The 11184-nt window shown below is 40.6% G+C and carries 11 protein-coding genes; 5 read left to right on the top strand and 6 right to left on the bottom strand.

Going from position 1 to position 11184, the window contains the following annotated elements:
- Positions 1–36: 36 nt before the first annotated feature.
- Positions 37–369 carry a nucleotide pyrophosphohydrolase gene (locus CFS04_RS09245; RefSeq protein ID WP_088810414.1) on the top strand — a complete coding sequence of 111 codons (333 nt, stop codon included), beginning with the start codon at positions 37–39 and terminating at the stop codon, positions 367–369.
- 15 nt (positions 370–384) lie between these two features.
- A complete protein-coding gene (locus tag CFS04_RS09240; RefSeq protein WP_088810413.1) occupies positions 385–948 on the top strand; it encodes a DUF2975 domain-containing protein in 564 nt (187 codons plus the stop codon).
- A 9-nt stretch (positions 949–957) separates the two neighbouring features.
- Here CFS04_RS09240 and CFS04_RS09235 read toward each other — a convergent pair whose 3' ends face one another.
- Complete coding sequence (locus tag CFS04_RS09235; protein ID WP_255377785.1) at positions 958–1305, bottom strand: DUF4440 domain-containing protein; 348 nt, start codon at positions 1303–1305, stop codon at positions 958–960.
- Positions 1306–1443: 138 nt separating this feature from the next.
- On the opposite strand from CFS04_RS09235, the gene CFS04_RS09230 reads away from it, so the two are divergent.
- The 3 genes from CFS04_RS09230 to CFS04_RS09220 all read left to right on the top strand — a co-directional run bounded on the left by CFS04_RS09230 (position 1444) and on the right by CFS04_RS09220 (position 4002).
- The gene (locus CFS04_RS09230; protein WP_088810411.1) at positions 1444–2454 is read left to right on the top strand and encodes an ABC transporter ATP-binding protein; all 1011 of its coding nucleotides are present in this window, start codon (positions 1444–1446) and stop codon (positions 2452–2454) included.
- 206 nt (positions 2455–2660) lie between these two features.
- Positions 2661–3290, top strand: coding sequence for a hypothetical protein (locus tag CFS04_RS09225; protein ID WP_088810410.1), 630 nt, complete (start codon positions 2661–2663; stop codon positions 3288–3290).
- A 73-nt stretch (positions 3291–3363) separates the two neighbouring features.
- A complete protein-coding gene (locus CFS04_RS09220; RefSeq protein WP_088810409.1) occupies positions 3364–4002 on the top strand; it encodes a hypothetical protein in 639 nt (212 codons plus the stop codon).
- A 145-nt stretch (positions 4003–4147) separates the two neighbouring features.
- Here the strand turns inward: CFS04_RS09220 and CFS04_RS09215 are convergent, their stop codons facing one another.
- From CFS04_RS09215 to CFS04_RS09195, 5 genes are read right to left on the bottom strand one after another with little or no spacing between them, the layout of a single operon-like run.
- On the bottom strand, positions 4148–5671 hold the full coding sequence (locus CFS04_RS09215; RefSeq protein WP_088810408.1) for an acyl-CoA synthetase: 1524 nt from the start codon (positions 5669–5671) through the stop codon (positions 4148–4150).
- Positions 5672–5718: 47 nt separating this feature from the next.
- Complete coding sequence (locus CFS04_RS09210) at positions 5719–7464, bottom strand: HTH domain-containing protein (RefSeq protein ID WP_088810407.1); 1746 nt, start codon at positions 7462–7464, stop codon at positions 5719–5721.
- Positions 7465–7477: 13 nt separating this feature from the next.
- Positions 7478–8632, bottom strand: coding sequence for a MalY/PatB family protein (locus tag CFS04_RS09205; protein ID WP_088810406.1), 1155 nt, complete (start codon positions 8630–8632; stop codon positions 7478–7480).
- Positions 8633–8691: 59 nt separating this feature from the next.
- The gene (locus CFS04_RS09200) at positions 8692–9750 is read right to left on the bottom strand and encodes an endo-1,4-beta-glucanase (protein ID WP_088810405.1); all 1059 of its coding nucleotides are present in this window, start codon (positions 9748–9750) and stop codon (positions 8692–8694) included.
- The gene (locus CFS04_RS09195; RefSeq protein WP_088810404.1) at positions 9710–11167 is read right to left on the bottom strand and encodes a PTS fructose-like transporter subunit IIBC; all 1458 of its coding nucleotides are present in this window, start codon (positions 11165–11167) and stop codon (positions 9710–9712) included. The genes CFS04_RS09200 and CFS04_RS09195 overlap by 41 nt, the downstream gene beginning before the upstream one ends.
- Positions 11168–11184 lie beyond the last annotated feature (17 nt).

Raw genomic sequence — 11184 nt, 5'->3', positions numbered from 1 at the left:
TTTTGTTATAATAAAAATAAAAGGGGCGGATTGAAAATGAGTGATGTGATGAAAGAAATTAATGATTTTCGCGAAGAGCGCGATTGGCGCAAGTTTCATAAGCCTAAGGATTTAGCGCTTTCGGTGTCGATTGAAGCAGCAGAGCTACTCGAAAATTTCCAGTGGAAAACGAGCGAGGAAGCTATTCAAGCAAACATGGGAAATATTCGTGATGAGATTGCAGATGTTTTAATTTATAGCTACATGTTGGCAGCTGATTTAAATTTAAATATTGATGAACTAATTTTAGCCAAATTGGAGAAGAATAAAGCAAAATATCCTATAGAAAAAAGCAAGGTTTCCCGTCAAAAATATACGGAATTAAACTAAAAAGGAGAAACAGTGATGAAACTAACAAAATGGAGTTACTTTTTGCATGCATTTTTGAAATTGTTAGCGATAATTTACGCGGGTACATTAATCGTAAGCGGAACGATGTTGCTAAACGGGGGAGAAGTTAGTTTTAACGATTTTCCTGATGAAAATAGCCCTTTTAGCTTTACTATGTCTTCTTCAGTTGCGGCAGAAAAAACAAATGTAGCACTTGAAGCTGGTATCGGCTTTTTTGTTGCCGTTATCGCTTTAATATTTCTAGTTGGTGCATTATGGCTAGCAAGTGAAATTTTTAGAAGCTTTTCAAAAGGGAAAACACCGTTTCGTGAGAGAAACGTCAAGCGTATTAAGAAAATCGCAACGTTAACGCTCTGTTACGCCATTATCCCACAAGTTTTATATTCCCTTTTACATACGATTTTTATCCCCGGCTATTATTTTTCCTTGTCAATCGGAATCACATTCCTATTAGCGATTGCATTTTTCATTTTGGCAGAAGTTTTCGTGTACGGAAACAATGTGGAAAAAAGTTTGAAAGACAAATTGCTTCAGGAGAAATCAGACTCGCAAAACTAGGCGTATCTGTTAATTTACAGGCGTTCCTTGATGAAAATATAATTTCCAGTGCCCATTTTGATATTTCCAAATGCTGCTACGCAAGCTTGTTTCATTTGTTGTATGATTTAGTAGCGTATAAGTTGTTAGTTGGCTTTTTTGCCCTAATGAATGCGATTCAAACTCTAAAATTTCATATTGATCAGCCGGCAATGAGGTATTTAAATAATCTTTTTTTTGCGTTTTATTTCCAGATTTACCAAACTCCAAGTAATTTTCGTCTAACAGATTTAAGATTTCAGTCATAGTTGAACGATTTTCGGCGTTTAAATGCGTCATTTCAAGTTCATAAAAGTTGCATTCTTGCATAGGCATCATTATTTTCCTTTCTAAAACCCAGATTTTAAGCTCATTATAGCACTTTCTAAATGAATCTTCCTAGACTTTCCTTGCCACTTTAGGTAAAATAGGAATGTCAGTTTATAAAAAAGTAAATTACCGGATGGTGAAATAAAAATGACAGATAAACCTGTTAAAATCAGACTGAAACATGTCACAAAACAATATGATTTACTTAAAAATAAAACAGAAAAGATTACTGCGGCGCTTTTAAATAAAAAAACCGATAGTTTTTGGGCTCTCCGTGATGTAAGTATCGAAATCCGTGACGGCGAAACAGTGGGACTTATCGGAATTAACGGTTCTGGGAAATCAACCATTTCAAGTATTATTTCGGGCGTTATCGTGCCGACTTCTGGTGAAGTAGAAATTAATGGTGAGGCATCTTTAATTGCGATTCAAGTAGGTCTTAAAGGTCCGCTTACTGGAATTGAAAATATTCGTTTGAAACTCCTTATGCACGGCATGACGAATAAAGAAATTGAAGCGCAAATTCCGTCCATTATTGACTTTGCGGACATTGGAGATTTCATCAACCAACCCATTAAAAACTATTCGAGTGGTATGAAATCGCGTCTTGGCTTTGCCATTTCGGTCCATTTAGACCCGGATATTCTCGTTATTGATGAAGCGTTATCCGTCGGGGACCAAACGTTTTATCAAAAATGTGTTGATAAAATCAATGAATTTAAAGCTCGTGGGAAAACGATTATTTTTGTCAGCCATTCTATTACACAAGTGAAAAACTTATGTGATCGTATTGTGTGGATGCATTATGGTCGTATTCGCGAAGATGGCGATAAGGAAACCGTTTCGGAGTCCTATATCAATTTTGTTAATTGGTATAACAGCATTACCAAAGAGGCAAAGAAAAAATATATCGAGGATCGTCGCGAGGAACAAAAAATTGGCCTAGGTCTTTCCGAGGAACGCAAAAAGCCAAATCAAAAAACAATTTCAAAAACAAACGTATTTATTGCGTGTTTTATTGCCGCACTCACGATTTTCTTCGGCTATTTAGTTGCAAGTGGCACATCATTCATCGGCTTGTTCGCCGACGGTACACCACAAACGCAGATTACTAGCCAAGCAGATGCAAACGAAAAAGTACCAATTCAAAACGTTTGAGCAAATTCCAAATAAACAAAAAGGATATAACCTAGCTACCGAGCAGGTTACATCCTTTTTTTAGAATACGGTTTTTGAAGTCTGTTAATTATTGATTTCATCAGTATGATAACACATTTATTAAAAATAAAGTAACATAAATCAAAGCTTTCAGAACAAATAGAGAACAAAAGATTATTGATATATTGTACAAGTATTACCCGAATATGACACAAAAAGAAATGACTGATTATCTGAAAAAACTAGAAAATGAAGGTTGTGGCTATGTAGCTCTTGTTAATGGATTTTTAAAGCAATATGAGGGAAGTGAAAAAGAGTTTGAGAAAGAGTTTGGATTTCCTTTATATTCAACTGAGAATGGAGAAAAGAAAATTAATTTTAATTTTCTTTTAGTAGATTTATATGCTTCACAAGATAACCATAACCCTAAAGAATTTTTATGGTGGAAGTGGGGAGATACTTTTGACGAAAATGAAGATGAGTCAGACACTGTTGGAGCTGGAACAAATCAAGAAAGTCGCGAACATAGACTCACACAATATTTAGAGGACCACAATATTAATGTTGATTTTAAAAATAATATTACGCCATCTGTTTCAAATTATGATAAATATAAAAATGACGGGGAACTTATACTTTCAGTTAATCCAATTATTTTTGAAGATAAAGAAGGTGAAAATGCATATACTGCTGAAGGTGGACATGCAATTAGTATTACTGGAAAAACAGATGACGGCCGTTTAGTTGTATCTTCATGGGGGGAGAAATTTTATGTTGATCCTAAAGATTATAATGATGCAAATAACTTCAATATGCAGTTGGTTAAATATGCGTAAGAAAATAGCTTTAATCATGATAAGTTTATTATTTGTAACAGGGTGTACGAATATTGATGGGAGTGAGTCACAAATGAAAGATATTAAAGATATTTCAGCTTCAATTTATCCAACCGCTGATTTTAATTTAAAAGAAGCATCTGAAAAGGGTATAGGAACGGAGAGCGAATATAAGGAAGCACAAAATATTTATCTATTTTTCTTTAGTGAATATTTGAATTCTATCTATGATTTTAAGCAAGTTGATGCTACATTAAATGCTAAAGGTTTTAAACCAGTAAAGAAAAAAAACTATTATCAACAGAATAGTCAGTTGGAATCAGAGTATATCTATATTAGAAATAATGCACATCCAGAGAGGCTAACGCAGAAAGATATTGAGTATTTAATTACTACTGGTAAGAAATCTGGAGATGAGCATGCTAAATCTATTGTAAAGAATACAAATGTTGATATTATGTCAATTCAACTGAACGATAGTAGTGAAAAGTATAGAACTTCGTATGAAAGAAGCAATTCAAAAGAAGGAATTGTTAGTAACGATGCACTTGTTCTCTATGTTAGCTATGAGGATATAAAAGAAGATGATAATGAGTATGTCAAAAATGGAAATCAGGAAGCTCAAGTAGTAAAAAATGACGTCATTCTACCAGTTGAAAGTGCATTGAAAAATTTGCCAAATGATGTGGAAGTGTTTAACACGTCTTGGTAATGTAAGAGTGTATGGAACATAAAGGTTTTGTTTCATAAAAATAAACAAGCATAAATCCAGTAAAAGCCATTTTTCAAGATGGTGTTATTACAAGATTTATGCTTGTTTTTCTTAATGCTCTAACTTCGCTAAATCAAGTCGCATTTTACTTCGCTTTCAACTCTTCCTCTAGGCGTAAGCGTTGGACTTTCATTGTGGCTGTGCGAGGAATGTCGTCGTAAGCCATGATGATTGGTTCGTTTATGTGCGGGAGGTCGGTTAGTTCGTTAAACCAGGCGTCCCAGTTCATTTCGTGGTCGGCGCATACTGAAATAATCGGCTGCGGACTGCCGTCTTTGCCGCGAATGATGACAACTTCATCGAGAAAATCGAGGGAATCTAGCAGTTTGTCCTCAATTGCGAGGGTGCTTTCGATATTTTCAACGAGGTCGACTTGGCGGTCAAGGAGGTATAGGGCGCCGGTTTCATTTTTTACGCCGTAATCGCCGCTGTCCCACCATAAGCCGTACGTATTTTCAGTGAAGCGCGCGTCTTCTTTAAAATAGGTAAGGGCTCTTCCTTTTGAAAGCATGTGGATATTACCGGGCGTGCCGTTTGGAACGGGCTCGCCTTTATCATTTACGATTCGAACTTCAGTTAGACCCTTCATTCCGTAACCCATGTTACGGGCGTCGAGGTTTTGCAGGCTTTTTTTCGTATGGAAACGCAAAATCATTGGCCCGCACTCGCTTTGACCGTAAACTTGCATGAAAACTGGCCGTTTTTCAGAAGATGTGTTTAAGAAAGTGGCCATGGTTTCTTTGTTGATGGCGTCAAAGGTGGAGTGATAGTATTTGACGGACTTGAAAATTTCCGGTTTTTCGCGAGCGAGTGAAACCCACTGCACGAAATTATTCGGGTGTGTTTCGACGATTTTCGGCTGGAATTTGTTGAAAAGTCGTTCGATGCTCGTTTTTGTTGGATTTGCAATTGGAAGTAGCGGGAAGCCTTGTGACATCAAGGATGAAATGCCGATGTTAAAGCGCGAATGAACGGGCGAAATATGAAAAGCGGCTAATTCTTTTTCGCGAATAAGGCTTAAAATATTGCGCTGCCATTTGGTGCGCCAACCCATGGAGTTTGCGCTGTGGGCAATTAATTTCGGGATGCCAGTTGTGCCGGACGTGTGCGTCATGTAGGAAATCATATCTTTTGGGAGTTCTTCTTGCTCAGCGATTTTTTCTACAGCGAAGCTTGCTAATTCCTCGGCGCAAATGAGTTGGCCTGTGCTCAAATTGGAGATTGCACGGGCTTTGTCAGCCGTTGCTGCATCGAAAAGTAAGAAGGGCAAATCTAAGCGTTCTGCTAAAATTTCCATTGTAGTAGTGGGAAGGTGTGGCGAAATCATTGCGGGGACTGCCCCGAGGTAACTTGCGGCCACGGCGAACAAGTAGGTATCAAATTTTGCGGATTTGTAAATGATGATTTTGTCTGCTTTCTTGACGCCCGCCTTTTTTAACTGTGTGGCTTTCTGCACAATCGCATCTAAACAGCCAGCATACGTCGTTTCTAGACCAAGTTCGGCAAATCCGGCGAGCGTTTCATCAAAGAAAATGGGCACATCAGGGAAGCGCTCAGCGGATTCTTTAAAATTGGTAAATAAATTTAGTGGAACATAGGGATTATTCATACAAGTAACTCCTTTAGTTAAGATGAGTTTATTATACCACCAAATACTTAATCTTTTTGGTTTAAACTTCGCATGAATTCACCGTGTGTTTTCCAACTTAAAATAACACTACTGTCGATTTTGTTTAAAACATCATACAAGTAGCTGAAAATTTTCAATTCGTTACGCACATTCGGGTTGATGCAAGATAAAAGGACGTTTTGTACGGTTTCGCCTTCAATTTGGACAGCATGTTTTAAATGGACGAAGATACCAAGAAACGGTGTGCCGCGATTTGTTGTGCAGTGCGGGACGGCCAAATGGTTAATCACCAAATTGTTTTCTTTTGATTCCCGACTCACAATTTTTTCGCGTTCGCCAGCCGATAAAATCCCTTTTTGCACAAGAAAAGCCGTTAAGTCTTGAATGACCGTTTGCCAACATGCGTTTTTTTCGTTGTGGAACTCGGTTTCGGTCGTCTTCGGGAAATAATCTTCCAAATGCCGCTCAATATCAATTTTTTCGAGCAAGTCGCGAATGGCTCGTAAATCGGTTTCCGTCATGATTTGCCGGATTGTATAACTTTCGGTTGCTAGTTGCGGCGCGGCGCCGTCTTGATTGTTTAAAACCAGTTTAATCGCGCGATTTTGAACCAAACTTTGCAGTTCGGCGAGATTCATCGCCAGTTTAACGTTCACTTCTGGAATCGCGCGCTCAATCGCCTGCTTATTAATGTTTGCAATCGCATATTGACTAGAAAAAAGCACGAGTTCAATCGGCGCGGTCTTAACACGGTCCATCGCGCAAGAAAAATATAGCCCAATCAAATCAATCTCATAAATTTGGACAGAGAAAGTTTGCCTCACAAGACTAATAAAATGAATGCTAAGGTCAAAAGCAAGCGGATAAAGCGCCTTAATATTCGCGATATTATGAAGCTTCCGGTCCGCAAGAATAATCGGATAGGCAACGCTCCGCTTCAGATGACTCGCAAGACTCGTCGCCAGTTCGATATCGTAAAAAGGCGCCCCGTGCTCCTCGCAAGTAAGTTGCAATAAATCTAAAATCTTTTCGGTTGAAAGCGATGCAATTAGTTTATTTTGCTCAGAAAGAAAAGTTTGCACCATACTACCGATATTATGGGCACAAGAAATACCAGATTGTTCTAAAATGCCGTTTATTTTTGTGTCAGGAAGATCGGTTTCATAACGCAGCGCATAAATGGCCAAACAAATACTTGCAATTTGGGCAGAGTGGGCGTGTTCATAATGAAACGCGTGGCGCTCACTGCGTATATTTTCTGTCAATCGCTCAAAAATAGTAGGCGCCAAACCAAGTTTTGTTAAAAAGAAAGCTGGTTTCTGCAAAATCAAATTGGCGAGCAGTGTAATTTTGCGGGACTTAGGCTCATCTAAAAAGTGACCATAATTTTTTTTCGACAGGATCGAAAGCCGTTTCGCGTAGCTTTGTTTCAACGACGCCATTTTATCAGTTAGCATCGGTTTTGATAAAAATAAGGTTTCAGATAAGTCATCGAGCGTGACAAAATCGCGTGTTGCTAGCTCAAACAAAAGGAGTTCCGCATCGCTTGCCGTGCGCTTGAAAAGCTGATTAAAGCTATCTTCGTTTGAAATGATAAGCGCGTAGCCGTTTTCAACCGAAGTAATTTTCGCCACTAAAATGAGTTCGTCATTCAACGCATGAATGTCGCGTAAAATCGTTCTTTTTGATGCCGATAATTGCTTGGCAAGCTCTGGACCAGTTTGATTTTGATGTAATAGTAGTTGGATCAGGTTCATTTGCCGCTCGTTCAAAGTTGTTCACCTCCTAATTTAAAGCTTTTTTCATGCGCGAAAGTCCATCTAGAAGTTTGCTTTCCGGGCAGGCGACATTTAGGCGGAGGAAGCCACTGGCTCCGTAAGTCGCGCCTGACATGACGGCCACTTTTCCTTTTGTGACAAGCGCGTCTTGAATGGCGGTATCCGTCAAATTGAGGGACCTCGCGTCTAGCCAAGCAAGATACGTGGCTTCGGGTTTCAAAAATGCGATGCCCGGTAACTCGGCCGAAAAGAAATCGCGCACGAGGTTCATGTTTTTATCCAAATAAATGAGCAGTTCATCGACGTAGTCGGCCCCTTCATTATACCCCGCGATTAGCGCGTGCATGCCGAGAATGCTGACTGAAGAAAGCGCATCACGCCCCTTTAAAATGCGCAAAAAATTTTCCCGCAAATTTTCATCTGGAACGAGCAAATAGGAGCCAATCAGCCCCGGCGTATTCATCGTTTTACTTGCGGACGAACAAATCGCAACCCGCTCCGTGCCAAGGCTTAGAACCGGCGTATAGGCAGAGCCTGGATACACGATATCCATATGAATATCGTCCGAAATCAGAAAAACATCGTATGCCTTACAAAGTGCCATAATTTTTAAAAGCTCTTCTTTTGAGAAAACGCGCCCAGTTGGGTTGTGCGGATTTGTTAATAATAACACTTTAGCCGTTTGAAGTTCCTTTTCAAGTGAGTGAAAGTCAATTGTATAACGTCCGTTTTCAAGATGCAATGGATTCAAGACAAGTTCACGATTTTGCTCCTTAATGATGTTGAAAAAAGCATCATAAAGCGGAGAGAAAACGACGATTTTATCATGCGGACGACTGTTCAGTTCAATTAAAACGGAAATGGCGTAACACACAGTCGGACTATAAAGCACCCAATCCTCTTCAAAATTGGCATTAAAACGCGTTTTATACCAACCAGTGATACTCGATTTAAAGGCGTGATGGTTCCATCTCGAATAGCCAAAAATACCGTGCGAAACGCGTTCGCTAACGGCTCGAATAACAGGTTCCGGCGCTTTGAAATCCGTATCTGAAATGGAAAACGGCAATAAGCCTTCCTCCCCAAAGCGGTCCTGAATATAGTCCCACTGCGTACAAAACGTATTTCTCCGGTCAATAACTTGGTCGAAATGATAGGTCATTTTAAAATCCCTTTCTACTATGCAAGGAAGCTTAATTTTTAAGCTTCCTTGTTTTTGTATTAAAACTGACTAATTTCCGTATGGACTGACGTGCTATATGTGTTTACAAAGGAAGAAACGAGTTGCTTGGTCGCATTGTAATCGCAGCAGGAAATCATACTTGAATTTGCGTGTAAATAACGAGTTGGCAATGTGAAGGCAATGACCGGGCGCCCGGAAGCCATCACGTTGTAGCGCCCGCCATCAGTTGCGCCCGTTTTCAGCGTGCAAAATTGCAAAGGAATATCCAGTTTTCCTGCTAACATTTTAAAAGCCTTTGTCAGTTTTTTGTGTGCCAAGTAGCGTTTATCGAAAAGCGGAATGCCAGCACCGCCGCCTAGTTTTAGCGGGAAATGAATCGGGTTGATGTTCGGCGTGTCACCTGCTACGAGCGTGTCTAAAATAATGGCGATGTCAGGCTCGATTTTTTGAACCGAAGTTTGTGCCCCGCGCAGGCCGACTTCTTCTTGCACCGTCGCCACGCCGTAAAGCGTCGCATTCGCATTATCAAATGCCTTGAAAATTTCCACCATGAGCGCACATCCCGCCCGATTATCGAGCGCTTTTCCGAGAATTTTATCGTCTGAAAGAGCAGCAAAATTCGCTTCTGGTGTCACAAAATCCCCGATGTTAACCCCTCTTTTTAGAACGGCTTCATAAGAATCTGCGCCAATATCAATAAACATTTCAGAAATAGCAGCAGGTTTTTGTTTCTCGCTTTCAGATAATGCATGCGGGGCAACCGACCCGATAATCCCTAAAACCTTTGCCCCGTCTTCCGTACGAATTTCAACGCGGTGATTGAGTAAGCTTTGACTCCAAAACGAACCAACCGTGTCAAAATAAATGAAACCATCTGCTGTAATATGTTTCACGATAAAGCCAACTTCATCCATGTGCGCAACGACCGCAATTTTAGGGCCGCTAGAACCTTTTCGCGCAATAAAGCTGCCTAAACCATCGTAACTAATTTCATCGGCCACACTTCCTAGTTCTTCCTTTAAAATTTGTCGCACTTCTTCTTCGTCGCCGCTTACGCTAGATGCCTTCACCAGTCGTTTCAGTAAGTCTTTCTTCATTTTTTAATTTCGCCTCTTTCCGTTTTAACCAAATCGATTTTAACGTAATAATCAAGAAAATATTTAGCGCGAGCCCAATGAATAGCGCCAGATAGAACCAATACCAAGGGGACATAAGTCCAATTAGCGGGTCGAAAATTCCAATTCCTGGTGCTAAACGTTCAACACCAAACATAATCGTTAGAACGCCAGCAATTCCGCCACTAATTGTGTTCGCCGTAATCATCGGCAGCGGCGCGGCAAGCGCATAAGGAATTGCTGGTTCTGTTGCAACGGTAGCCCCAACAATTATCGAGCTGATGGCAGCGCCTTTTTCTTGTTTTGTAAACAGGCGCGGGGCAATAAATGTAGCGATACCAGCGGCCATTGGTGGCATAAGTGCCACGACGCCAACAATTGCGTACCAATCGTAAATCCCTTTATCCAGAAGAGCGAAGCAGAAGAACCAGGCTGTTTTATTAATCGGACCGCCCATATCAAAGGCAAGCATAGCGCCAACAAGGAAGGCCGCGGCAAATTTCATCGATGACGGAATCGTGTTCAAGAAATGAAGCATGCCGTCCATCATACCACCCATCAAAGGCCCAAGAACGTAGTAGGTTAAAATTCCAAAAACAAATAACGTGACAAAAGGGATAATCATCGAACCTAGGAGCGGCTGAAGTGCCTTGCCTAGTTTCATTTTACGGAAGTATTTCACAAAATAACCAACGCCAAGTCCGAGGACAACGGCACCAAGGAAACCAGCGCCTGATTGTGTGCCGAGCATCGTGTTATCATTCGCCAAATAAGTTACCAAGAAAGCAGGCGCAAATGCCGGCTTATCGCCAATTGAACTCGCAATATAAGCGCCCATAATTGGAATCATAAATTTAAAGCCAAGATAACCAATGGACTCAACAATCCAAGTGAATGACGGATCGCCGTTTGTCATATCAGTATACGGCATGCCAAATTGCACGAGCATATTAGCAATTGCAACAAGTAAACCACCGCCAATAACAAACGGAAGTGCTGCTGAAACACCAGCCATCAGATGACCCATAACAGAACCAGATGGCGTTTCCTGTTTGCCCATCTTAACCGCTTGATCGCTGCCAAATGTCGTTGCTTTGGCGCCCAAATCATCAAAAAGCGTTTCAATTTGTTTAAGCGCTTCAGAAACCTTAATTTCAACTACTTTTTTCCCAGCAAAACGGAAATAGTCATCTTCGCTAATCGTGCGTCCTAGCGCCAAAATGACGTAATCCGCCGCTTTAATTTCCGCCGGCGTCAAGTGATTTTCGACCCCGCTTGCACCTTGCGTTTCCACTTTAATCGTATGCCCAAGCGATACCGCTTTTCGCTCCAGCGCCTCAGCGACCATATACGTGTGGGCGATGCCAGCAGGACAATTCGTGATAGCTACAATTTTCAACCTAAACCTCTCCTTTT

Origin of the sequence: Listeria sp. ILCC796, assembly GCF_900186175.1 — a bacterium.
In the GTDB taxonomy this organism is placed as follows: Bacteria; Bacillota; Bacilli; order Lactobacillales; family Listeriaceae; genus Listeria; species Listeria goaensis.
Note: the sequence above shows the minus strand (reverse complement) of the source record. Positions and strands in the feature narration are given on the sequence as shown.